22 protein-coding genes and 1 pseudogene are annotated in these 24287 nt (G+C 62.8%); 17 read left to right on the top strand and 6 right to left on the bottom strand.

Translation table 11 applies throughout. The annotated features are described in order from the left end of the window. Positions 1 to 69 precede the first annotated feature (69 nt). Entirely contained in the window at positions 70 to 477 is a 408-nt protein-coding gene (locus J3Q04_RS15430; RefSeq protein WP_420764522.1) for a response regulator, read from the top strand. A gap of 62 nt (positions 478 to 539) precedes the next feature. Here the strand turns inward: J3Q04_RS15430 and J3Q04_RS15425 are convergent, their stop codons facing one another. Together J3Q04_RS15425 and J3Q04_RS15420 are read right to left on the bottom strand one after the other, a co-directional pair. Continuing rightward, on the bottom strand, positions 540 to 2162 hold the full coding sequence (locus tag J3Q04_RS15425) for an MFS transporter (protein ID WP_434610797.1): 1623 nt from the start codon (positions 2160 to 2162) through the stop codon (positions 540 to 542). Between the two features lie 206 nt (positions 2163 to 2368). Further along, on the bottom strand, positions 2369 to 4012 hold the full coding sequence (locus J3Q04_RS15420; protein ID WP_434610800.1) for a GMC family oxidoreductase: 1644 nt from the start codon (positions 4010 to 4012) through the stop codon (positions 2369 to 2371). Between the two features lie 129 nt (positions 4013 to 4141). Between J3Q04_RS15420 and J3Q04_RS15415 the strand changes: the two genes are divergently transcribed. The 15 genes and pseudogenes from J3Q04_RS15415 to J3Q04_RS15345 all read left to right on the top strand — a co-directional run bounded on the left by J3Q04_RS15415 (position 4142) and on the right by J3Q04_RS15345 (position 21110). Further along, positions 4142 to 5026: a LysR family transcriptional regulator gene (locus J3Q04_RS15415; protein ID WP_434610803.1), complete on the top strand. Its 885-nt coding sequence runs from the start codon at positions 4142 to 4144 to the stop codon at positions 5024 to 5026. A 95-nt stretch (positions 5027 to 5121) separates the two neighbouring features. Further along, a complete protein-coding gene (locus tag J3Q04_RS15410; RefSeq protein ID WP_420764518.1) occupies positions 5122 to 5874 on the top strand; it encodes a GntR family transcriptional regulator in 753 nt (250 codons plus the stop codon). Continuing rightward, the gene (locus J3Q04_RS15405) at positions 5871 to 7610 is read left to right on the top strand and encodes a fumarate reductase/succinate dehydrogenase flavoprotein subunit (protein WP_434610806.1); all 1740 of its coding nucleotides are present in this window, start codon (positions 5871 to 5873) and stop codon (positions 7608 to 7610) included. Before J3Q04_RS15410 ends, J3Q04_RS15405 begins: the two co-directional genes overlap by 4 nt. Positions 7611 to 7634: 24 nt before the next feature. Beyond that, positions 7635 to 7880, top strand: a complete 246-nt coding sequence (locus J3Q04_RS15400; RefSeq protein WP_434610809.1) for a 4Fe-4S dicluster domain-containing protein — start codon at positions 7635 to 7637, stop codon at positions 7878 to 7880. Between the two features lie 179 nt (positions 7881 to 8059). After that, positions 8060 to 9466, top strand: coding sequence for an ABC transporter substrate-binding protein (locus J3Q04_RS15395; RefSeq protein ID WP_434610812.1), 1407 nt, complete (start codon positions 8060 to 8062; stop codon positions 9464 to 9466). A gap of 129 nt (positions 9467 to 9595) precedes the next feature. Continuing rightward, entirely contained in the window at positions 9596 to 10378 is a 783-nt protein-coding gene (locus J3Q04_RS15390; RefSeq protein ID WP_434610814.1) for an ABC transporter permease, read from the top strand. Beyond that, positions 10378 to 11226, top strand: coding sequence for an ABC transporter ATP-binding protein (locus tag J3Q04_RS15385; protein WP_420764514.1), 849 nt, complete (start codon positions 10378 to 10380; stop codon positions 11224 to 11226). The genes J3Q04_RS15390 and J3Q04_RS15385 overlap by 1 nt, the downstream gene beginning before the upstream one ends. Continuing rightward, on the top strand, positions 11223 to 12185 hold the full coding sequence (locus J3Q04_RS15380) for a HEAT repeat domain-containing protein (protein WP_420764513.1): 963 nt from the start codon (positions 11223 to 11225) through the stop codon (positions 12183 to 12185). The genes J3Q04_RS15385 and J3Q04_RS15380 overlap by 4 nt, the downstream gene beginning before the upstream one ends. Continuing rightward, positions 12182 to 12454: a DUF971 domain-containing protein gene (locus J3Q04_RS15375; RefSeq protein ID WP_420764512.1), complete on the top strand. Its 273-nt coding sequence runs from the start codon at positions 12182 to 12184 to the stop codon at positions 12452 to 12454. The genes J3Q04_RS15380 and J3Q04_RS15375 overlap by 4 nt, the downstream gene beginning before the upstream one ends. A 275-nt stretch (positions 12455 to 12729) precedes the next feature. Continuing rightward, a complete protein-coding gene (gene lexA, locus J3Q04_RS15370; RefSeq protein WP_420764511.1) occupies positions 12730 to 13347 on the top strand; it encodes a transcriptional repressor LexA in 618 nt (205 codons plus the stop codon). Continuing rightward, positions 13347 to 13949 (top strand): annotated as a pseudogene (imuA, locus tag J3Q04_RS15365) (translesion DNA synthesis-associated protein ImuA); the annotation flags it as partial. The gene lexA and the pseudogene imuA, both read left to right, overlap by 1 nt. Positions 13950 to 13975: 26 nt before the next feature. Continuing rightward, positions 13976 to 15397, top strand: coding sequence for a Y-family DNA polymerase (locus tag J3Q04_RS15360; protein ID WP_434610818.1), 1422 nt, complete (start codon positions 13976 to 13978; stop codon positions 15395 to 15397). Beyond that, complete coding sequence (locus tag J3Q04_RS15355) at positions 15373 to 18471, top strand: error-prone DNA polymerase (RefSeq protein WP_434610820.1); 3099 nt, start codon at positions 15373 to 15375, stop codon at positions 18469 to 18471. The genes J3Q04_RS15360 and J3Q04_RS15355 overlap by 25 nt, the downstream gene beginning before the upstream one ends. Positions 18472 to 18635: 164 nt before the next feature. Then, entirely contained in the window at positions 18636 to 20747 is a 2112-nt protein-coding gene (locus J3Q04_RS15350) for an ATP-binding protein (protein ID WP_434610823.1), read from the top strand. Positions 20748 to 20843: 96 nt separating this feature from the next. Beyond that, positions 20844 to 21110 carry a hypothetical protein gene (locus J3Q04_RS15345; protein WP_434610826.1) on the top strand — a complete coding sequence of 89 codons (267 nt, stop codon included), beginning with the start codon at positions 20844 to 20846 and terminating at the stop codon, positions 21108 to 21110. Between the two features lie 50 nt (positions 21111 to 21160). Here J3Q04_RS15345 and J3Q04_RS15340 read toward each other — a convergent pair whose 3' ends face one another. Continuing rightward, positions 21161 to 21682, bottom strand: coding sequence for a DUF4142 domain-containing protein (locus J3Q04_RS15340; protein WP_420764505.1), 522 nt, complete (start codon positions 21680 to 21682; stop codon positions 21161 to 21163). Positions 21683 to 21898: 216 nt separating this feature from the next. Between J3Q04_RS15340 and J3Q04_RS15335 the strand changes: the two genes are divergently transcribed. Then, entirely contained in the window at positions 21899 to 22132 is a 234-nt protein-coding gene (locus J3Q04_RS15335; RefSeq protein WP_420764504.1) for a YdcH family protein, read from the top strand. A gap of 80 nt (positions 22133 to 22212) precedes the next feature. Here J3Q04_RS15335 and J3Q04_RS15330 read toward each other — a convergent pair whose 3' ends face one another. The 3 genes from J3Q04_RS15330 to J3Q04_RS15320 all read right to left on the bottom strand — a co-directional run bounded on the left by J3Q04_RS15330 (position 22213) and on the right by J3Q04_RS15320 (position 24260). After that, positions 22213 to 23076 carry a LysR family transcriptional regulator gene (locus J3Q04_RS15330; protein ID WP_420764503.1) on the bottom strand — a complete coding sequence of 288 codons (864 nt, stop codon included), beginning with the start codon at positions 23074 to 23076 and terminating at the stop codon, positions 22213 to 22215. A 103-nt stretch (positions 23077 to 23179) separates the two neighbouring features. Continuing rightward, positions 23180 to 23497 carry an SCP2 sterol-binding domain-containing protein gene (locus tag J3Q04_RS15325; RefSeq protein ID WP_016774477.1) on the bottom strand — a complete coding sequence of 106 codons (318 nt, stop codon included), beginning with the start codon at positions 23495 to 23497 and terminating at the stop codon, positions 23180 to 23182. Positions 23498 to 23549: 52 nt separating this feature from the next. Continuing rightward, the gene (locus J3Q04_RS15320; RefSeq protein ID WP_434610830.1) at positions 23550 to 24260 is read right to left on the bottom strand and encodes a histidine phosphatase family protein; all 711 of its coding nucleotides are present in this window, start codon (positions 24258 to 24260) and stop codon (positions 23550 to 23552) included. Positions 24261 to 24287 lie beyond the last annotated feature (27 nt).

Genomic DNA, 24287 nt, shown 5'->3' with positions numbered 1-24287 from the left:
GCATCGCTCATAACTTTCAGAGCGGCTCAAACCGCAAAGCATGTTAATGGAATCAAGGAGAGTCACTTCATGAATTCGATGCCGAAGGGCAACGGACAGGCGAGCACACGTTTGATTCTCGTCGTCGAGGATGATCCGACCATCCTGGAATTCCTCTGCGAGATCCTGGAGGACGAAGGATTTGTCGTCGAGCCCAGGGAAAGCGCCGATTCGGCGCTGACATTTCTGGAGGAAAGCGCCGATTACGTGGACCTGTTACTCACCGACATCACCATGCCCGGCGAAATGGACGGGGCCGACCTGGCCAACCTGACCGGGGATCGTTGGCCGCAGATACCGCTGCTGATCATGTCGGGCTTCGAAACCCCGGAAAGCGCCGGGATCAAGCACCAGGCCTCGTTCATCGCCAAGCCATGGGCGCTGGGGCAGATGCTGGATCTGGTGGAGAGCACGGTCAAGAGCCACTCGGTACACTGAGCTGACGACAGCACCCGTGGCGAGGGGATGGAACCCCTCGGCACAAAGGGTCCGATGAGTGCTCAGTTGGTGTCCAGGTCCACGTTGCGCGTTTCCCGCAGGCAGATCATCCCCACCACCAGGCTCACCCCCGTAATCACGACCGGGTACCACAGCCCGTAGAAAATGTCCCCGGTATAGACCACCAGGGCGAACGACACCGTGGGCAGGAAACCGCCGAACCAGCCATTGCCGATGTGGTAGGGCAAGGACATGGACGTATAGCGGATCCGGGTTGGGAACAGTTCGACCATCAGGGCCGCCAACGGGCCGTAGCACATCGCCGAAATGATGATCAGCGCGACGATCAGGGCCACGATCATCGGCCGATTGATCTGCTGGGCGTCGGCTTGTTGCGGGTAGCCGGCCAGGGTCACCGCGCCACGCAGGGCGGCTTCGTCGTAACCTTCGAGCTTCACGTCTCCGACGCTGACCTGCACGGTGCTGCCGGCCGGTGCCGCGACGCTGCTGTAGGGCAGGCCTTGCTTGACCAGGAAGGTTTTGACCTTGTCGCAAGGGCTGTCGAAACGGGCCTTGCCCACCGGGTCGAACTGGAAGGTACACGTGGCCGGGTCGGCGACTACCGTGATCGGCGCCTGACGGCTCGCCAGGTCGATGGCGGGGTTGGCGTAATGGGCGAGCGTCTTGAAGATCGGGAAGTACAGCGCCGTCGCCAACAGCAGGCCGATCATCAGCACCGGTTTGCGCCCGACCTTGTCCGACAGCCAGCCAAAGAAGATGAAGAACGGCGCGCCGATCACCACGCTGACGATCAGCAGGCTGTTGGCGAGGGCCGGGTCCATCTTGAGGAACTGGGTAAGGAAAAACAGCACGTAGAATTGCGCTGCATAGAAGGTGACCGCTTGCCCGGCGTTGATACTGAACAGGGCGATCAGCACCACTTTCAGGTTTTCCCATTTGCCGAACGATTCGCGAATCGGCGCCTTGCAGCACTTGCCTTCTTCTTTCATTTTCAGGAAGGCCGGCGACTCGTGCAGGCTCAGGCGGATCCAGGTGGAAATGCCCAGCAGCAGGATCGACAGCAGGAACGGAATGCGCCAGCCCCAGACTTCGAACTGATCGCCGGTGAAGTAGCGGCAACCCAGTACCACCAGCAGCGACAGCAACAGCCCCAATGTTGCGGTGGACTGAATCCAGCTGGTGTGGAACCCACGCTTGCCCATCGGCGCATGCTCGGCGACATAGGTCGCCGCGCCGCCGTATTCACCACCCAGGGCCAGGCCCTGGAGCATGCGCAGCACCACCAGGATGACCGGCGCGGCGATGCCGATGCTGGCGTAGTTGGGGAGCAGGCCGACGCAGAACGTGGCCAGGCCCATGAGGACGATGGTCGCGAGGAAGGTGTATTTGCGCCCGATCATGTCCCCCAGCCGCCCGAACACCAGCGCACCGAACGGCCGCACGATGAACCCGGCGGCGAAGGCCATCAGCGCGAAAATGAACGCCGTGGTGTCATTCACTCCGGCGAAGAACTGTTTGCTGATGACCGCCGCAAGGGCGCCGTAGAGGAAAAAGTCGTACCACTCGAACACCGTCCCGAGGGACGAGGCAAAGATGACTTTCTGGGTTTCCTGGCTGGCGCCGGCGCTGCGCGTGGCTTCCAGGGGCTGAACATGTTCAGACATAGCGGTATCCCTCACAGTGATTGTTTTTGTTGTTCCACTGCGACGCCGGGTGGGGGCGTCTCCTGATGTGACACACTTTCTTGATCCAAATGTTTTCCTTGTGGGAGCGAGCCTGCTCGCGATAGCGGTGTGGTGGTCGACATGAACGTTAGCTGATACACCGTCATCGCGAGCAGGCTCGCTCCCACAGGAATCTCCAATGTTTTTCAGACTGTGGCCGGCTCCTTTTGGCTTGTGATGCTGACGGTGATGGGTTCGAGGATCATCCGCGCTGCCTTCTCGGCGATCATCAACGTCGGCGAGCAAGTGTTTCCCGAAATGATGCGCGGCATGATCGAGGCGTCGGCGATGCGCAGGCCCTTGATGCCGTGCACGCGCAGTTGCGCATCCACCACGGCGTCGCCGTCCTGGCCCATGCGACAGGTGCCCACCGGGTGGAAGATCGTCGTGCCGATGCGGGCGGCGGCCTGGTGCAGTTCCTCTTCGGTCTGCAGGCTGGGTCCCGGCAGGTATTCCACTGGTTTGAAGGCGCCGAGGGCTGGGGAGGCGACGATTCTTCGGGTCAGGCGGATCGCGTCGGCCGCGACCCGCAGGTCTTCGGGGTGGCTCAGGTAGTTGGGTTGGATCAACGGCGCTTCACTCGGATCGGCTGAGCGGATGTCCACGCGGCCGCGGCTCATCGGGCGCAAGTCACACACCGATGCGGTGAATGCCGGGAAGCTGTGCAAGGGTTCGCCGAAGCGTTCCAGAGACAATGGCTGCACATGGTATTCGAGATTGGCCGAAGTCTGTTCCGGCCCCGAGCGGGCGAAGGCGCCGAGTTGGCTGGGCGCCATGGACAGCGGGCCGCTGCGGTCATACAGGTAGCGCAGGCCCATGCCCATCTTGCCCCACAACGTACCGGCGATCTGGTTCAGGGTGCGGGCGTTTTCCAGTTGATAGATCAGCCGCAGTTGCAGATGGTCCTGCAAGTTGCCGCCCACGCCCGGCAACTCGTGCGCCACGCCAATGCCCAAGCGTTGCAGCAAGCTGCGCGGGCCGATCCCGGAGCGCTGCAGGATGCCCGGCGAACCGACGGCCCCGGCGCACAGGACGATTTCCTTGCGAGCCTTGAAGCTCATGGCCTTGCCTTGCCAGCGAGCGCTGACAGCGTGGGCGCGGTCATCGCGCAATAAAACGCGGTCGACTTCGACTTCGGTCAAGACCGTCAGGTTGGGGCGAGTGCGTATCGGCTTGAGGAAAGCCTTGGCCGCGTTCCAGCGTATCCCGGCTTTCTGGTTGACCTGGAAATAGCCACAGCCTTCGTTGTCGCCGCCATTGAAATCCTCGACGTTGGGGATGCCGCTCTGCTCGGCGGCGGTGCGAAAGGCGTCGAGGATCAGCCATGACAGGCGCTGGCGCTCGACGCGCCATTCGCCGGCCGCGCCGTGAAGTTCGGAGTCTCCGGCGAAGTGGTTTTCGCTTTGCCTGAACAACGGCAGGACGTCCTTCCAGGACCAGCCAGCGTTGCCTTCGGCGGCCCAGCCATCGTAGTCCGCGGCCTGGCCACGCATGTAGATCATGCCGTTGATGGACGAGCAGCCGCCCAACACCTTGCCGCGCGGATAGCTCAGGGCGCGGCCCTGCAGGCCCGGTTGCGCTTCGGTCTTGAAGCACCAGTCGGTGCGCGGATTACCGATGCAGAACAGGTAGCCGACCGGGATGTGAATCCACGGATAGTTGTCGCGCCCGCCGGCTTCGAGCAGCAGCACCCGGTGTTGCGGGTTGGCCGACAGCCGATTGGCCAGCAAGCACCCGGCAGGGCCGGCGCCCACGATCACGTAATCGTATTCATCGACGACAGGTTGCATTCGCGACCTCATTTATTGTTCTTGTTGGCTCATCGTAGTTGTTAGTTTTCGTCAAAAGAATGTTAGTTTTTGCGCACCTGCTGAGCGTTTATAAACAATCCCGGGTTCAGGCGTTTTCAAGGATGGCTCATGTTCGACTGGAATGACTTGCGCTACTTCCTGGAACTGCAACGCAGCGGCCGCTTGCTGACGGCCGCGCGACGGCTCAACACCACCCATGCCACCGTGGCCCGACACATCGAGGCCATCGAAAAAAGCCTGGGCACGGCTTTGTTTGTCCAGCACGCCCAGGGTTATGAACTGACCCCGGCGGGCGAGGCGCTGCTCAAGCATGCCGAGGCCATGGAAAACGTCGCGTTGCTGGCCCAAGAGGACATCACCCAATCCAGCGCACCCTTGGGCAAGATCCGGTTGGGCGTGACGGAAGGGCTGGGCATCATGTTCCTGGCCAGTCGCATGGAGGGGTTGTTCCAGCGCTATCCGGGACTTGAGGTGGAACTGGTGGCGGTGCCGCGCTTCGTCAGCATTCTCAACCGCGAGGCGGAAATCAGTATCCACCTCGAACGACCGGCGGCCGACCTGCTGGTGACACGCAAGCTCACCGACTACAGCCTGGCGCTGTATGCGAGCCAGGCCTACCTGGATCGCTCGCCGCCCTTGCGCAGCCGCGAAGATCTAGGCCGTCACGCCTGGATCGGCTACGTCGACGATCTGTTGTTCAGCCAGGAGCTCATGTTCCTCAACAGTTTTTGCCGCAAGCCCCGGGTGGTGTTCCACAGCACCAGCGTCATCGCCCAGCAGCAAGCCGCGCGATCGGGCCTGGGCATCGCCGTGTTGCCGTGTTACATGGCCGGCAGCGACCCGACGCTGGTGCCCTTGCTCCCGGACGAAACCATCTGTCGCAGCTACTGGATCAGCACCCGCCGCGAACTGCATAAATCCGTGCGGCTGCGGGTGCTGTGGGATTACGTGGTGCAGCTGTGCGAGCAGGAGCAGGGGCTGCTGTTGCCCTGAGCCGACTCTAAGGATATGTCCAAACGGTATTTCTCAAGACTCGGGAGGTTTCCTTAAGATCACGTCATAACTCGTTATGACAAGTGACTGAAGCCATGCCTGACAACGTTCTTTCCCTCAGCAGCGTGCCGCTGCACCTGCAACTGCGCGACCTGTTGCGCACGCGCATTCTCGACGGTGAATACCCCCAAGGCAGCCAGATGCCTTCGGAAAGCGAGCTGGGTGCGTTGTTTCGCGTCAGCCGAATCACCGTGCGCCAGGCCTTGGGGGACCTGCAAAAGGAAGGTCTGATTTTCAAGATCCATGGCAAAGGCACCTTTGTCGCGAAACCCAAGACCTTCCAGAACGTCAGCACCCTCCAGGGCTTGGCCGAGTCCATGACCGGCCGCGGCTTCGAGGTGATCAATCGTCTTCGCAGTTTCAAATTCATTCCCGCCGACAAGCCGGTGGCCGAGCGGTTGAAGGTTGCGGAGGGGGATGTGGTGGCGCAGATCAAACGGGTGCGGCTGATCAACCGCGAACCGGTGTCGTTGGAGATTACCTACCTGCCCAAGGACCTCGGCGAGCGCCTGGAAAAAGCCGATCTGGTTACACGGGACATTTTCCTGATTCTGGAAAACGATTGCGGCCTGGCCCTCGGCCACGCGGACCTTGCCATCGATGCGGTGCTGGCCGACAGCGAGCTGTGCCAAGCCCTGGAGGTCGAGCCAGGGTCGCCCGTGATGCGCATCGAACGCCTGACCCATGGCGCCGATGGGCGACCGCTGGATTTCGAATACCTCTACTACCGCGGCGATGCTTTCCAGTATCGCTTGCGGATCGACCGGCAAAAAGGGACGCAGGCATGACCCAACGCTCAACGAATACCCTCGAACAGGAATACGACATCGTCGTCATCGGTGGTGGTACCGCCGGCCCCATGGCGGCGATCAAGGCCAAGGAACGCAACCGGGACCTGCGCGTCCTGCTGGTGGACAAGGCCAACGTCAAGCGCAGCGGCGCCATCAGCATGGGCATGGACGGCTTGAACAACGCAATTATCCCGGGCCATTCGACGCCTGAGCAGTACACCAAGGAAATCACCATCGCCAACGACGGCATCGTCAACCAGGCGGCGGTGTACGCCTACGCGACGCACAGTTTCGAAACGATCGAGCAACTGGATCGATGGGGCGTGAAGTTCGAGAAGGACGAAACCGGCGACTACGCGGTGAAAAAAGTCCACCACATGGGCGCCTATGTGCTGCCGATGCCGGAAGGGCACGACATCAAGAAAGTCCTGTACCGGCAGTTGAAGCGGGCGCGGGTGAGCATCACCAATCGTCTGGTCTGCACGCGCTTGCTGACTGACCAAGCGGGGGCGGTCAACGGTGTGATGGGCTTCGATTGCCGCACCGCCGACTTCCATGTGATCAAGGCCAAAGCGGTCATCCTCTGCTGCGGCGCCGCGGGACGCCTGGGGTTGCCGGCCTCGGGCTACCTGATGGGCACCTATGAAAACCCGACCAATGCCGGCGACGGCTACGCCATGGCCTATCACGCCGGTGCCGAGCTGGCGAACCTGGAATGCTTCCAGATCAACCCGTTGATCAAGGATTACAACGGCCCGGCGTGCGCCTACGTCACCGGTCCCCTGGGCGGCTACACCGCCAACAACAAGGGCGAGCGCTTTATCGAATGCGACTACTGGAGCGGGCAGATGATGTGGGAGTTCCACCAGGAACTCGAAGGCGGCAATGGCCCGGTGTTCCTCAAGCTCGATCACTTGGCCGAGGAGACCATCCAGAACATCGAAGAGATCCTGCACAGCAACGAACGCCCCAGTCGCGGCCAGTTCCACGCCAACCGTGGCACCGACTACCGCACGCAGATGGTAGAGATGCACATTTCCGAAATCGGTTTTTGCAGCGGTCACTCAGCCTCGGGCGTGTGGGTCAACGAGCGGGCGCAAACCTCGGTCAAGGGGTTGTACTCGGCGGGTGACATGGCGGCGGTGCCGCACAACTACATGCTCGGTGCGTTCACCTACGGCTGGTTTGCCGGCAACAACGCCGCGGATTTTGTGGCGGGGAAGGATTTCTCGGTGCTGGACGTCGGGCAGATCGAACGGGAGAGGACGCGCGTTTACGCGCCACTGGAGCGCGAGCACGGCCTGCCGCCGGCCCAGGTGGAATACAAGCTGCGACGTTTCGTCAACGATTACCTGCAGCCGCCGAAGGTCACGAAAAAAATGCAGATCGGCTTGCAACGCTTCAGCGATATCCAGCGCGACCTGGATCAGATCAAGGCTCACAACGCCCATGAGCTGATGCGTGCCATGGAGGTCAGCGTCATCCGCGACTGCGCCGAAATGGCCGCCCGCGCCTCGCTGTTTCGCGCGGAAAGCCGTTGGGGGCTGTACCACTATCGGGTCGACCACCCGCAGCGCAACGACAGCGACTGGTTCTGCCATTGCCACCTGAAGAAAGGCGAGGAAGGCCAGATGACTTCCTTCAAGAAAGCGGTCGAGCCCTACATCATCGCCCTCGATGCCGACGAGCTGCAGGCCTATGACCGGCTGCGGGTCGGTGCCGACGCGGCTTGAACCCTTCACTCAAAGAGAACGCCCATGGTCTACCAACCCCAGGAAATCTTCTTCCGCTCCAACGCCCCCGTCACCGTGGACGAGGACAAATGCATCGCCCACAAAGGCTGCACGGTCTGCGTCGATGTCTGCCCCATGGACTTGCTGGCGATCAACCCTGCAACGCAGAAGGCCTACATGGCGTTCGATGAGTGCTGGTATTGCATGCCCTGTGAAAAAGACTGCCCGACGGGGGCGGTGAAAGTCGAGATTCCGTATCTGTTGCGCTGATTGCGACGACGCCATCGCGAGCCTGCTCCGGGCGGCATTCCGACGAAGAGGCCACCACAGACACCACAAAAAGCCATCCGGCCACCCCGGACGCTAAACCCACAACACCCCTCGTTTCCCACCGCGCCCTGATCGCGGCGGAGACGAAATACCCATAAACGATTCGAGGGGACACACCCATGTTATTGCGTGCAGCATTGGCCGGTCTGGTACTGGCTTCATTGACCCTGCCTGCCCAGGCAGAAACCATCCGCATCGCCATCGGCACCCAGGACACCACCATCAACTGCGCCGCCGGTGGGTTGTTGATTCGGGAGTTGGGCCTGTTGGACAAATACCTGCCCCACGACGGCGCGTACAAGGATGCCCAATACGACATCCAGTGGAAAAACTTCACCAGCGGCGCGCCACTGACCAACGAGATGGTGGCGGGCAAGCTCGACTTCGGCGCCATGGCCGATTTTCCCGGCGCCTTCAATGGCGTGGCGTTCGAAACCGCTGGCAAGCACAGCCTGTTCATCAGCGTGTTGTCGGGCAGCACCCAGGGCAGCGGCAATGGCATCGTCGTGCCGAGCGCCTCGGGCGTTCAATCCCTGGCCGAGCTCAAGGGCAAGACCATTTCCGTGCCCTTTGCCTCCACCGCCCACGGCATGCTACTGCGCGCCGTCGCGGCCCAAGGCTGGGATCCACTCAAGGATGTGAACATCATCGCCCAGCCACCGGAGGTCGCCGGCTCGGCGTTGCAGGCCGGTAAGATCGACGCCCACGCTGATTTCGTGCCGTTCGCCGAACTGTTCCCCAGCCGTGGTTTTGCCCGCAAGATCTACGATGGCGCCCAGGCCAAGACGCCAACATTCCATGGCGCCCTGGTGGACCAGGCCTATGCCAGGAAGTACCCGGAAATCGTCGTCGCCTACCTGCGTGCATCCATCGAAGCCAACCAGTTGCTGGCCGCCGAGCCTGAGAAGTACAGCGAGCTGATCGCCAAGGTCACCGGCGTGGATGCCGAGGTCAATTATCTGTTCCACGGGCCGCTGGGCGTGCAGACCCGCGACCTGACCTGGAAACCGGAATACCGCCAGGCCGTGGGCACCGCCATCGACACCCTTAAGCTGCTGAAGAAAGCCGATCGCGGGCTGGACCTCAACACCTTCATCGATGACCAGTACATCCGCGCCGCCTTCAAGGCTTCGTACCTGGATTACACCGCGCAACTGGCCAACTACGCCCAGACCCCGCTGGGCAGCGCCGATACTGCGACCGGCCAGGCCATCACCGATGCCCGCCACGTGGCCGAAATCTGGGTACGCGGCGAGCCGAAAGTGCGCCATTACGCCTCCGCGCAGTCAGCCTTCACCGCGCTGGCGAGCCTCAAGCAGGAAGGCAAGGGTATCCGAGCCGTCTACGCACAGGCCAGCGACAGCGGGATCAAGCTGCTGGCCGAGCAGGCGTGGTTCGCCAGCGATGCCAAGGGCCAGCTCAGCGCGTTCCTGTTGAAAGGGCAGGCCGAGCAGTTTGCCGCGCAGCAGGGCGGCAAGGTCCTGGATTTCACCGAGGCGACGACCCAGGCGGTCGCCGCCCGTTGACCTGACACCGTCCCCTGTGGGAGCGAGCTTGCTCGCGATAGCGGTGTGTCAGCCAATTCGATTTCAACTGACCTGACGCCATCGCGAGCAAGCTCGCTCCCACAAGGATTCCACTCCGGAGGAAGATTTGTGTACCCATCACCCAAACGCTGGCTCCTGCGAGCCGCTTCACTGCTGCTCTGCCTGCTGTTCTGGCAGCTCGCCGCCGACGGTCATTGGGACCTCGGCCTGGTGACCTTCGCCAACGTCCCGGCCCCATTGGCGGTACTCCAGGCCGCGCTTGGCCAGGGGGAATCGGGCAATCTTGCGCGGCACCTGGGCAGCAGCCTGGGGCGGGTCTTTGCCGGGTACGGTGCGGCGCTGCTGATTGGCGTGGCGCTGGGCGTGGCCATCGGTCGTTCGAAATGGGCCGAAGACTTGCTGTTGCCGCCACTGGAAGTCCTGCGGCCGATCCCGGCGGTGGCCTGGATTCCGTTGGCGATTCTGATGTTCCCGTCGTCGGAATTGTCGATGGTGTTCATCACCTTCACCGGCGCGCTGTTCCCGATCCTGCTCAACACCGTGCACGGCGTCGAAGGGGTGGACCGGCGGCTGGTCGCGTCAGCGAAAAGCCTCGGGGCGGGACGCCGGGCCATCCTGCTGGAAGTGATTCTGCCGGGCGCCGCGCCGAGCATCATCACTGGCCTCGCCATCGGCATGGGCACGTCCTGGTTCTGCCTGGTGACGGCGGAAATGATCGCCGGCCAGTACGGCATCGGCTACTACACCTGGGCGTCCTACACCGTGCAGAACTACCCCGACATCGTGGTCGGCATGTTGCTGATCGGCGTGCTGGGGATGGGCAGTAGTTTGTTGATCAAGCGCCTGGGCGGGTTGTTCACGCCTTGGCACCGGCCCCGAGGAAAAGCCTGATGAGTGCAATGCAAACGCCTGAAGGGCGGATCGACATCCGCCAGTTGTCCATTGTCCTGGGCCAGGGTGCCCAGGCCTTCGAAGCGGTGCAGGGGCTCGATTGCCAGATCGAGGCGGGCCAGTTCGTCTGCATCCTGGGGCCGTCCGGTTGCGGCAAATCGACCTTGCTCGGTGCCCTTGCCGGGCATCTGCAACCGAGCACCGGTACGCTGAACGTCGACGCGGTGCCGGTGGCCGGTCCCTCGCCTCAGCGCGGCATGGTGTTCCAGCAGCACACTTTGTTTCCATGGCGCAGCGTGCGCGACAACGTTGCTTTTGGCCTGAAGATGCGTGGCCTGGGCAAAGTCGAACGACAACGAGCCGCCGATGAGATGCTCGCCTCGGTGGGCCTGGAGGGTTTTGCCGGGCACTGGCCGGACCAGCTCTCCGGTGGCATGCAGCAGCGAGTGGAGATCGCACGGGTGCTGGTGAACCGCCCGCGCTTGTTGCTGATGGATGAACCCTTCGGCGCGCTGGATGCACTGACGCGCTTGAACATGCAGGAGTTGTTGCTGGACATCTGGACGCGCATCCGCACCACCGTTGTGTTCGTCACCCACGACATCGACGAGGCGCTATTCCTGGCCGATCGCTTGCTGGTGATGAGCCCACGGCCGGGTCGCATCATCGAGGATCTGCGCCTGGATTTTCCTCGGCCACGCACGACTGAGCTGGTGACGAGCCCTGAATTCTCCCGATTGAAGCGCCACTGCCTTGAGCTGCTGCGTCATGAAGATGGCCAGCAATTGCCGCGCCTCAATCCCCTCGGGTTGCCCCCTGAAACCTCCTTGCCGCGATTTGCCCTATGACCTCTCTATTTGAAAATACCGACAACCAAGACATTCTCGCCCTGCAACCGCGTCTTACCGACGAGGACGCCGGTGTGCGCCGCATCGCCCTTATCGAACTGGCCGACCTTGAAGAGCCCGAAGGCCTGTTGTGGCTTGTGGATCGCCTGGCCAGTGACCCCAGCGCCGAGGTGCGCGCCGAAGCCGCGCGATTGCTCGAAGCCTGGGAGGACGAGCCGGTGGTCGCAGGCTTGTGCGAAGCCCTGACCGATCGATCACCGACGGTGCAGGCCGCTGCTGCCCAAAGCTTGAGCCTGCTCAAGAGCGAGGCGGCAGGAAGAGTGATCCTGCCTTGGACGACACATGCCGACGCCGGTGTCCGCGTCGCGGCCTTCCGGGCCTTGCGCGAGTTGCGCCTGGGCGATGCCGCGCCAGCATCCATCGCCGCCCTGGCCGATGACGATGCTGGCGTGCGCCGCGAAGCGGTTGGCGTGCTGGGCTGGCTCAAGCACCTCGGCGCCTTGCCAGCCTTGGCCCGGCTCGCCAGTGATGACCCGGACAGCGAAGTACGCCGCGCGGCCACCGGTGCCCTTGGCCTGGCTTCGGATGAGCAAGTGTTGCCAGCCCTGCGCCAGGCCTTGCGGGACCCGGCGTGGGCGGTTCGCGAAGAAGCCGCTACAACGCTGGGCAAGGTCGGTCACGCCGATGCCGGCCCGGCCCTGATCGATGCCTTGGCGGACGACTACTGGCAAGTGCGCTTGCGGGCGACCCGCAGCCTGGGTCGTTTGCGCTACGCCCCGGCCCTGGCGGCATTGATCGAAACCCTGGGCCACCGCATCAGCAATCTGCGCAAGGAGGCAGCACTGGCCTTGGGCGAGTTGAACGATCCTGCTGCCATTGCGGCGTTGCAGGCCGCCCAGGAGGATGGCGATCCGGAGGTACGCAAGGCTGTGCGCATTGCCTTGGGCCAACTGCAATGAGCCCGCTGGCGATTGGCAATTCACGGGAGAAGGGGCTGTTGCGCCTGAGTTGGCCTGATGGGCGCGAACAACAGTTGGACCATGCCGAGCTGCGCCGGCAATGCCCATGCTCGCGGTGTCGAGCGTTTCGCCTGCAAGGCGTGGCGGTGCAGGTTGATTCGCGGGTCCGGGTGGTTGGGGTCAATAGCCAGGGTTATGGGGTGCAGTTGGTCTTTAGCGATGGCCACGAGCGGGGGATTTTTCCCTGGGCTTATCTGGCGGGTCTGTAGCTTTATGCCTATCCCTTGTGGGAGCGAGCTTGCTCGCGATGACGTCAGTATATTCAACCTGTTTGCAAGCTGACTCACCGCCATCGCGAGCAAGCTCGCTCCCACAGGGATACGCTGGTTACTTGAGCAATAGGGTGAACCCGTGGCGAGGGAGCTTGCTCCCACTGGGCTGCGTCGGCAGCCCCTAAATCATTCAACACGGTCAATTTGATTTTGCGCAGTCAACCCGTGAACTGACTGGCGGCGCTTGTCAGAAAAAACCGACAGGAGTACAAATGTACTCCATGACGACTCTCACTCCCCGCCGTACCGCCATCCTGACCTTTATCCGCGAACGCATCGCCGAACAGGGCCAGCCTCCCAGCCTCGCTGAAATCAGCGAGGCGTTTGGTTTCGCCTCTCGCAGCGTGGCGCGCAAGCATGTGTTGGCGCTCACCGAAGCCGGTTTCATCGAAGTCAATCCGCACCAGGCCCGGGGCATCCGGCTGTTGAATCAGCCGCCGCGTCCCGAACTGTTGGATGTGCCGGTGTTGGGACGGGTGGCCGCCGGCCTGCCGATCGGTGCCGATGCCGAGGTCCACAGCCGTCTGTTGCTGGACCCGGCGATCTTCACCAAAGCGCCGGACTACCTGCTGCGGGTCCAGGGCGATTCGATGATCGAGGACGGTATCCTCGACGGCGATCTGGTGGGTGTGCAACGCACGCCCCAGGCTTCCAATGGGCAGATTGTCGTGGCGCGCCTGGACGGTGAAGTGACCATCAAGCGTTTTGAGCGAGTCGGCGAGCGCGTACGCCTGTTGCCACGCAACCCAGCCTATCAGCCGATCATCGTCGAAGCCGACCAGGACCTGGCGATAGAAGGCGTGTTCTGTGGCCTGGTGAGACAAGGCTGATGGGCGCCGTCGTTGCGCTGGACACGCTGTTCAATGGCGGCCAGGTCTGGAAGGGCCGGCCTGCGCCGCCGGCCGCCAGTCCACAGCCCACCGGCCACGCCGTACTGGATGCGGCACTGCCCAGTGGTGGCTGGCCGGAAGCGGCGTTGACGGAAATTCTCATCGGCGCGCCGGGCGTGGGCGAATTGCAACTGGTGTGGCCGACCCTGGCGCGGCTGTCGGCGGCGGGGGAGCGGATCGTGTTGGTGGCGCCGCCGTTCGTGCCCTATCCCCAGGCCTGGCGAAACGCCGGGGTGGACTTGCGCCAGTTGTCGATCATCCAGGCCGATCCACGGGAGGCCTTATGGGCCACCGAACAATGTCTGCGCTCGGGCAGTTGCGGCGCGGTGTTGTGCTGGCCGCGCCAGGCGGATGACCGGGCCTTGCGCCGTTTGCAGGTCGCGGCGGAAACCGGCCAGACGCTGGCGTTCGCCTGGCGCTCGATCCAGGAAGCCATCAACCCGTCCCCGGCGGCCCTGCGCATCGCCATCGATTCCCGGCCCGCACAATTGCGGGTGCTCAAGTCCCGGGGCGGGCTGGCGCGTTCGGCGCCGATTGCGTTCCCCCCAGACAGGGCATTGAGGTTGCGATGCGCTGGGTCTGTATTCTCTTCCCGCAATTGGCGCTGGATGCCGCGCTGCGCCAGCGCCCCGACCCCAGCGAGCCCCTGGCGCTGCTGACCGGCCCGGCCCAGCGCCGGGTGCTGCAAGCGGTCAATGAACCGGCGCGCGCCCTGGGCCTGCGCCCCGGCCAGACCATGACCGCGGCCCAGGCCTTGAGCAAAGGGTTCGCCACCGCCGAGTACGACGCGGCGCCGATCGAAAACTGGCAACGATTCCTGGCGGCCTGGGCCTATCGTTTCAGCTCCCAGGTGAGCGTGCATTATCCACGCACGGTGCTGTTCGAAATCGAGTCGAGCCTGGGGCTGTTCGGGCCATGGCCGGTGTTCGAGGCGCGGTTGCGGGCCGAATTGACTGAGCTGGGTTTTCGGCATCGCATCGTCGCCGCCCCCAATCCCGTGGCGGCGCGGATGCTGGCCAATGCTTACGACGCCCTGGTCGTGCCCGATAACGAGACCTTGCAAGCGTACCTGGGACAGATGCCAGTGGACCGAGTCGGCCTGGCGCCCGAAGCTGCCACGGCCTTGTCGCGCATGGGCCTGCGCCGGCTCAGCCAAGTCCAGGCCTTGCCCCGGCACACCCTGGCGCGGCGCTTCGAAGCCGACATGCTCAAGCACCTCGATGCGCTGGTGGGCAGCCGCACCCTGGCGCTGTCGTTCTACCTGCCCCCGGACCGTTTCGATGTGCGCATCGAACTCAACTACGACGTGCAGTCCCACCAGGCATTGCTGTTTCCTCTGCGACGTTTGACCGGTGACCTGTCGGCCTACCTGTGCGGCCGCGACAGCGGCGTGCAGCGTTTTGATTTGCACCTGGAACACGCCGGTTTGCCGGACACGGTGATCAAGGTCGGCCTGCTCAGCGCCGAGCGGGATGCTTCGATGCTGTTCGAGCTGGCCCGTGGCCGTCTCGAGCAGGTGCAGGTCGAGGCGCCCGTGCGCGGTTTTCGCTTGTGTGCCGAAGACCTGCCGAGCTTCGTGCCCCAGCGCCTGGAATTGTTCGACGAGCGTCCCCAGCAGTCCTTGCCGTGGGAACAACTGCGCGAACGGCTGCGGGCGCGCCTCGGTGACGAAGCCGTGCAAGGGTTGGGATTTGGCGATGACCACCGCCCCGAGTGCGCCTGGCAGATGAAACCCCAGCCGCAACAACAGATGTGTCCGCTGCGCGATGATGTCCAGCGTCCCGGCTGGCTGCTTGGCGAGCCCCAGGTCTTGCCTGAAGGCCAGGCGCGAATCCTCATGGGCCCGGAGCGCATCGAGTCCGGCTGGTGGGACGGCGCCGATGTGCGCCGTGATTACTACCTGATCGAAACCCGCGCCGGCCAACGCGGCTGGGCCTATCGACCGGTGGGCGAGGGCGGACCGTTGTGGCTGCAAGGTTGGTTCGCATGAGCGTCGAATATGCCGAGCTGCATTGCCTGTCGAACTTCAGCTTCCAGCGCGGCGCCTCCAGCGCCCTGGAATTGTGCCGTCGCGCCAAACAGCAGGGCTATCGGGCCCTGGCGGTGACGGATGAATGTACCTTGGCCGGCATCGTCCGGGCCTGGCAGGCAGCCAAGGAACTGGACTTGCAATTGATCGTCGGCAGCGAAATCCAGGTCGAGAACGGTCCGAAGCTGGTGCTGTTGGTGGAAAACCTCGAGGGCTACCAAACCTTGTGCCGGCTGATCACCCGCGCACGGCGGCGCAGCGAAAAGGGCCGTTATCGCATCGTCCGAGAAGACTTCGACGAGCCGCTGCCAGGGCTGCTCGCCCTGTGGGTCCCCGATGGCAAGACGCCCGAGGCGCAAGGGCGCTGGCTCCGACAGGTGTTCAACGAAAGACTCTGGCTGTCCGTGCAGTTGCATTGCGGTCAAGACGACCAGCGACGGCTCGCGGACTTGCTCGCATTGGCCGAACGCCTGGGTCTTCCTGCCGTCGCCACGGGCGACGTGCATATGCATGTGCGGGGTCGCCGCGCCTTGCAAGACACCATGAGCGCCATTCGCCACCACGTCACCGTTGCCGAGGCCGGTCAGCGTCTGCACCCCAACGGCGAACGCCACTTGCGCAGCCTCCAGGCCCTGGCCGATCTCTACCCCCGCGCCTTGCTCGATGAAACCCTGGACATCGCCCGGCGCTGCACGTTCGACCTCGGTCAGTTGCGCTATGAATACCCCCGCGAGCTCGTGCCCGAGGGCCATGATCCGGCGTCCTGGCTGCGGGAACTGACCGCGCGCGGCATGCGCGAGCGCTGGAAGAACGGCGTCACAGAAAAGGTGCGCGTGCAGATCGACAAGGAATTGGAATTGATTGCCGAACTGGGCTACGACAGCTACTTCCTCACCGTGCAGGACATCGTCAGTTTCGCCCGTAGCCGTCACATTCTCTGCCAGGGCCGGGGCTCGGCGGCCAACTCCGCGGTGTGCTACGCCCTGGGCATCACCGAAATCGACCCGGCACAGACGGACATGTTGTTCGAACGCTTCCTGTCCCGCGAGCGCAATGAGCCACCGGACATCGACGTCGATTTCGAACACGAACGTCGCGAGGAGGTCCTGCAGTACGTGTTCCAGCGCTACGGCCGGCATCGCGCGGCGTTGACGGCCGTGGTCAGCAGCTATCACGGCCCCGGGGCGGTACGCGACGTGGCCAAGGCCCTGGGCCTGCCGCCGGACCAGGTCAATGCACTGGCCGATTGCTGCGGGCGCTGGAGCGATGAGGCACCGCCGCTGGAGCGTTTGCGCGAGGGTGGTTTCGACCCGGAGAGCCCGGTGCTGCGTCGGGTGTTGAGCCTGACCCAGCAACTGATCGGCTTCCCCCGGCACCTGTCCCAACACCCCGGCGGCTTCGTGATTTCCCAGCAACCCTTGGACACCCTGGTGCCGGTCGAGAACGCCGCGATGGCCGAGCGCACCATCATCCAGTGGGACAAAGACGACCTCGATGCGGTCGGGCTGCTCAAGGTGGACATCCTGGCCCTGGGCATGCTCAGCGCGATTCGTCGCTGTTTCGACTTGATCGCGCATTACCGGGGCGTGCGTCATACCCTGGCGTCGTTGCCCAAGGATGATCGGGCCACGTTCGAGATGATCAGCCGCGCCGACACCATCGGCGTGTTCCAGATCGAATCCCGGGCGCAGATGGCGATGTTGCCCAGGCTCAAGCCCAAGGAATACTACGATCTGGTGATCGAGGTGGCGATCGTGCGACCGGGACCCATCCAGGGCGGGATGGTGCATCCCTACCTGCGGCGGCGCAATGGAGAAGAGAAGATCACTTATCCATCGTCGGAATTGAAAGAAGTGCTGGGCCGCACCTTGGGCATTCCGCTGTTCCAGGAACAGGTCATGCAGATCGCCATTGTCGCCGCTGGCTACAGCCCGGGCGAAGCGGACCAGTTACGTCGTTCCATGGCCGCCTGGAAGCGCCACGGCGGGCTCGAACCCCACAAGAAAAGATTGGCCGACGGGATGGCGGCCAAAGGGTACAAACCTGAATACGCCGCGCAGCTCTTTGAACAGATCAAGGGCTTCGGCAATTACGGCTTTCCTGAATCCCATGCCGCCAGTTTCGCCTTGCTGACCTACGCCAGCAGTTGGCTCAAATGCCACGAGCCGGCGGCGTTCGCCTGTGCCTTGATCAACAGCTGGCCCATGGGTTTCTACAGCCCGGACCAGATCCTCCAGGATGCTCGCCGGCATCAGTTGCAGATCCGTCCGGTGGACGTGCGGGCCAGCGACTGGGAATGCAGCCTGGAACCGATGGAAGGCCGCCAGCCGGCGATTCGCATGGGCTTGCGTCTGATCAAGGGGTTTAGAGAGGACGATGCCCGGCGTATCGAGGTGGCACGCGGGCAGCGGGCTTTCAGCGATGTGGCCGACCTGGGCGAACGGGCTCGACTCGACGCCCGGGCCCTGGAGCAACTGGCGGACGCCAACGCTTTGCGCGGCCTGGCCGGCGACCGCCATCGCGCCCGTTGGGAAATTGCCGGAGTGGAAAAACAACTGGGCTTGTTCGCGGGTCTGCCCAGCCCGGAAGAGCCCACCGTGGCCTTGCCGACACCCACGGTGGGGGAAAACCTGTTCGCCGACTACGCCACCCTGGGCACGACGCTGGGGCCTCATCCGCTGGCCTTGCTGCGTTCCGAATTGCGCGCCCGACGCTGTCGCAGCTCCCGGGAATTGCAGGCTGTCGAGCATGGCCGCCACGTCAGCGTCGCGGGGCTGGTCACTGGTCGCCAACGTCCAGGCACGGCCAGCGGGGTGACCTTTGTCACTTTGGAAGATGAGTTCGGCAATCTCAACGTAGTGGTCTGGCGCGACTTGGCCGAACGCCAGCGCAAGGTCCTGGTAGGGTCGCAATTGCTCAGGGTGGACGGGCGCTGGGAAAGTGTCGGCGAGGTCCGTCATCTGATTGCCGGGCGCCTGAGCGATTTGAGCGGTTTGCTGGCGGGCATCAATGTGCGCAGTCGGGATTTTCGCTGAATGTTTGGTTGAAATCTGTGGCGAGGGGATAAATCCCCTCGCCACAAAGGGTTGGCGTCGTCAGTCTGCATGAAACCAATTGCCAACCTCGCGCTCGAAGCACTAGCACAAGGGACTTGTGGTATGCCGCTTCCCTGCTGGTAGCTTGAGGTGAGAGACGTTCCATGAAGTTCTTATCCCAAAGTAACGGGTGTCCCGGTTGGGACGGAGAAATGGCCCGGCGCATCCGGGCCTACGATTGGCGTCGCACGGAGCTGGGTGCGATCGAGCACTGGTCCGCCAGCCTGCGCAGCGCGGTCCAACTGATGCTCGCTTCACCATTGCCGATGGTCATGCTGTGGGGCCGCCAGGGCTACATGATCTATAACGACGCCTATGCCGAATTCGCCGGCGGCCGCCATCCCTACCTGCTGGGGAGCGCGGTGGAGCTGGGATGGCCGGAGGTGGCCGAATTCAACCGCCACGTATTGGACGTGTGCCTGGGCGGCGGCACCTTGTCCTACCGCAACAAGGAGCTGGTGCTGCTGCGCGACGGCAAGCCCGAAGACGTCTGGTTGGATCTCTACTACAGCCCGGTCCCCGACGATGACCATTCGCCTGCCGGCGTGTTGGCGATTGTCGTGGAAACCACCGAGCTGGTGCTGAGCGAGCGGGCCCGGCAAGAGGCCGAGCGCAGCTACCGTGCGGTCAATGAGCGTATCCAATTGGCGCTTTCGGCCGGGCCGTTGCTGGGGTCGTTCGTCTGGGATATCGCCACCGACACGCTGTCTGGCGATGAACGTTTCGCCCGTACTTTCGGTTATCCGCCCGAGTGCCCGCTGGATGCACTGCCCATCCAGATCGCTCGCCAGCGCATCCATCCGGACGACATCGACGACGTCGAACAACGGGTCGACCTGACCGTGCGCACGGGCGCTCCCTACACCGCCGAATATCGCTTGCGCCGTGGCGAGGGCGATTACCTTTGGGTGCTGGCCAGCGGGCGATGCGAGTTCGATGCGTTGGGCAAGCCCCTGCGGTTTCCCGGCGTACTGATCGATATCAACGAGCGCAAGACCGCCGAAGCGTCGCTGCTCAAGTTCACCCGCGACCTGGAACAACGCGTCGCCAGTGAAGTGCAGGCGCGGTTGGCGGCCGAGGAGCAGTTGCGTCAATCGCAGAAACTCGAGGCCATCGGCGGGCTCACGGGAGGCGTGGCCCATGACTTCAACAACCTGCTCCAGGTGATCGCCGGCAACCTGCACTTGCTGGCTCGCCACGAGCCTGACAATCCCAATGTCCAGCGGCGGGTCGGTGCATCCATCGAAGCCGTGGAGCGGGGCGCCAAGCTGTCGTCGCAGTTGCTGGCTTTCGCCCGTCGCCAGCCGTTGTCACCGGCGGTCTACAACCCTCGGCGCATCTATGAAGGCCTGGGTGAATTGTTGCAGCGGGCCCTGGGCGAAACCATCCGCATCGAGGTGGCGTTGCCTCCTGAGCCTTGGTGTATCCACGTCGATTGCAATCAGCTGGAAAACGCCCTGTTGAACCTGGCGATCAATGCCCGCGACGCCATGGGGGGCGAAGGTGTCATCAGAATGCTCGGGGAAAATATCGTCCTGGACGAATCGTCCTGTGCCGGCAAAGGAGTTGCGGCAGGGGATTACGTGCGACTGTCGGTGATCGATCATGGCGCGGGTATGGCGCCCGAAGTCCTGAACCAGGTCTTCGAGCCGTTTTTCACCACCAAGACCGACGGCCAAGGCACGGGGCTTGGATTGAGCATGGTGTTCGGGTTCGTCAAGCAGAGCGGAGGGCACATCGAAATTGCCAGCCACCCGGGCGAAGGCACTCAGGTGCATATGTATTTTCCCCGCAGCCACAAGCCCGAGTCCCCGGAACAGGCACCACCCCGCGAGCTTCGATCCGGCCTGGAGGAAACCATCCTGGTGGTCGAGGACAACGACGATGTACGCGGCGCCTCGGTGGAGTTGTTGGAGCAGCTCGGCTATCGGACCCTGACCGCCGCCAACGGCGACGAGGCCATGAAATTGTTGCTCGATGGCGTCTCGGTGGACCTGATCTTCACCGATGTGGTCATGCCCGGCCTGATCAAGAGCTCCGACCTGGCGGCCTGGGCGAAGGTACAGACCCCGCCGGTGCCGGTCCTGTTCACGTCGGGACACACCCGGGACATCATCTCGCGCAATCACCAACTGAGCCCCGATACCCACCTGCTGAGCAAACCCTACACCCCGGATGCATTGGCGCGGATGGTCAGTTCGGCACTGGACGAGTGAGCCCAACGCGGTAAAAGAATGGAACCCAAGCCGCCGTTTTGCCTTCGAATAAGCAGGGCCGATCACTATTCGGCCTGGTCATGAACGAGGTGTCTAATGAGCGACTCTGCAAATACTCAGCAACAAGGCCAGACGCAAACCCCGGCCTCGCGTAACGATCCGGCAATCGATCCTCAAGTGACGGATAACCAGCCTGCCAATCCGGTTGAAACACACGAGGCTCACAGTGCTGCCCGTGAGGTCGATCAGAAGAAAAATCATCAGGATAACGACAACACCTACAGCCCCGGTTTCAAGCCGGAACCGGATCGGCCTGGACCCGGTGACAAGACTGATGCTGATATCGACACAGCCGACAGCTGATCAATAAAAAAGCCCGACTCGAGAGTCGGGCTTTTTTATTGACGATGGCGTTATTTACTAGGGTGGGCCGCTTGAAGCTTCTTCGCCATTTCCAGGTGATGCTGCAGGTCCGGCAGCATTTTCTGGGCAAATGCCTTCAGTTCGGTACTGCCAGGCTTCTTATCGTCAGTGACGGTCTCAGCCTCTTTCTTGAACAGGGCGACGGTCTCTTCGTGAGCCATCACTTGGTTATTTGCATAGGCCGGATCGAAGGACTCATCGCGCACGTCAAGAATCTTGGCCTTGGCCTTTTTCATCAACGTGGTGTCGTCTGGTACTTCGATGTCATGTTTTTTCGCCAGCGCCTTCAGCTCTTCGTTGGCTTTGGTGTGGTCGGCAATCATTTTGTTGGCGAACTCCTTGATGTCCGCCGATTGGCTTTTTTGCAGCGCCAGTTTGCCGGTTTCGATCTCCGCAATGCCGCCGGCCGCCGCGTTGTCGACAAAGTCGCTGGAAGTCGCGGCCCATGCCATGCCCATGCTGCTACTCAGGGCAACAGCCAGGCCGAGTTGACGCAGGGTAAATCTGTCCATAGGTCAGTCTCCACACAGGTTGTACAGGTGATTCTCTGGGTACTGATCAATGGAGGGAAAAGCTCGGGGGAAGGTTTTATCGGAACGCGTCGTGGCACGACGAACGGTCACCGCTGGTCGGATTGGCGGTCGACAGAACCCGATCGGCAAGGCCATGCTGCTGACAGGCAGTGCCCAGAAAAGCACTTGTCACCGAACTCACGAAGGAGGTGCTCCATGCCGGTGTCCCATGATCTCTGCCAGGATCTGAAGTGCACAGAAGACGACATTCAGAAAAAACGCGAAAAGGACAAGGATCTCGACGCGCTGATCACTCGATATTCGAAAATCGATACAAAAGTCGTGAAGGCTGAAAAACCCACCGCCGTAGTGACCGACGACGACCTGGATAAGCTCAAGAAAGAACGGTTGCGGATCAAGGACGACATCGCCGCGCTGATGCAAAAGTAGCGATGACGGTTATCCCCTGAGCGCTTTTTGTGGCGAGGGAGCTTGCTCCCGCTGGGCCGCGAAGCGGCCCACCCAATCCATTATCCCAGCGGATCCCAGCGCTGAGACCAGTCGCTGCCAGTCTTGACGATGTCCCGCAGCACGTCGAACGCCTGCTGCAACGCGGCCGAATCCCGGTCCCTTGAATACACCAGGTAGGTCGGGTAATTGAATTCCGGCGCCTTGGGCACTCGCTCCAGAATGCCGCTGTCCAGGTAGCTCTGCACGACCCGAGTGCGGAAATAACCGCTGCCGCCGTTTTCCAGGATGTACTGCAACGCCAGGGGCCCAAGATTGAAGGTCACCGCGGCCTTGGCCTTGTCCGGCAGCGCCGTGTCGTGCTGGCGACGGAAATCGGCACTCCAGTCGATGTACACGTAAGGTTCGGGACGAGCGGCCAGGCGCACCAGGATCAGTTTTTCTTCCAGCAACTGCTCAACCTGGAGCCGCGGCCAGTACTCGGGCTGATACACCACCGCCGCGTCCAGCAGGCCCAGCTCCAGTTGCTGCAGCAGGTTTTCGCCGTCGCGGATGTCCATGCGCAGGGCATGGCCGGGAATCTTCTGGCGCAGCTCGCCGGCCCAGGCGAGCATCAAGGGGTTGCACAGGCTGACTTCGCCGCCCAGGTGCAAGACGTTGCGATAGCCCTCTGGCAGCGGCAGGTCACGGCGGGCGGCCTCCCACGTCTGGACGAGCTGGTTGGCATAGACCACGAAGGCTTCGCCATCACTGGTCAGTCGCGCGCCGGCCCGATTGCGCACGAACAACCCGCAGCCAAGTTGGCTTTCGAGCTTCTGGACCCGGGCGGTGATCGCCGTCTGGGTGACGTGCAGTTTCTCTGCCGCGGCGGCGAGGCTGCCGTGGCGGACGATTTCCAGGAAAGTGCGAGCGAGGTCGATGTCCATGTTCAGGCCGAGGCGGGGTGAACGGGCATTGTAAGGTTTGCGGCGAGAAACAAAAAATCCCGCCACAAGGGCGGGATTTGGGTACAGCCAGGGCGACCTGATCTCAGGACGGGAACAGCTCGGACAGTTTCATCGACAGCATCATGTCGCCTTCAACGCGCAGCTTGCCGCCCATGAATGCTTGCATGCCGTCGGTTTCGCCGCTGACGATGTCCTTGAGGGTCTGACTGTCCAGGACCAGCGTGCAGTTGGCGTCTGGATTCTCGCCTTCCTGGATGTCGCAGGTGCCGTCCTTCACGATCAGGGCGTACTGCTTGTCTTCGTCGGTGATGTTGAAACCGAATACCAGGTCCAGGCCGGCAGCGGCGGCTGGGTTGAACTTGGCTTGCATGGCTTTTACGGCGTCGGCTACGGAGGTCATGGTTTCGATCCTTATTCGGGGTAATACAGCAGGGGTCTACAGCAAACCGGACTCAGCGGAAGGTGATGAGGTCCGGGATCTTCAGCAGTTGCAGGTGCGCATGACTGTTGAAGGAAGCCAGGGCCACCTCGCGGCCCCTGAATTTCAGTTGGTTGAGCGAGGTGTTGACGATCTGCCAGTTCAACTCGAAGGCCTGCCTGGCGGGCATCTGGGTAATCAGGTGGAGCAGGGCGGTGATGGTCCCGCCGGAGGTGAACACGGCGATCTTGTGCGTCTTGTCGGCATTGTCGAGGATGCGGTGCAGGCCAGCCTGGACCCGTTCGACGAAACCCAGCCAGCTCTCCAGCCCCGGCGGGTCGTAGCGGCCGCTGAGCCAGCGCTCGACGATCAAGGCGAAGATGCGCTGGAACTCGGCGCGGTTCTGCGCGGCGTTGCGCAAAATGTCGAGGGCCTCGGGCTCCTGGGAGAGCATGTCCGGGAGCAGGGCGCGAATGACCGCGTCGGCATCGAATTCGTTGAAGGCGGCGTCGATTTCCAGTTCCGGAACCGGCAGGCCGGCTGCGCTCATCTGGCCCAGCGCGCCAGTGGCGGTGTCCTGTTGGCGACGCAGGTCGCCCGAGAGGCAGCGATCGAACACGACACCGAGCTGCGCCAAGTGGCTGCCCAGCACTTGTGCCTGGCGTATGCCGTTGGGCGAGAGGACATCGTAGTCGTCCGCACCAAAGGAGGCCTGGCCATGTCGAATCAGATAAATGCTGCCCACGTCCGCGTCATCCCGGTACGTTGAAGG

This window comes from Pseudomonas sp. D4-21, from assembly GCF_051132125.1.
In the GTDB taxonomy this organism is placed as follows: domain Bacteria; phylum Pseudomonadota; class Gammaproteobacteria; order Pseudomonadales; family Pseudomonadaceae; genus Aquipseudomonas.
The sequence above is the reverse complement of the archived record's forward strand: the minus strand, read 5'-3'. Positions and strand labels throughout refer to the sequence as shown.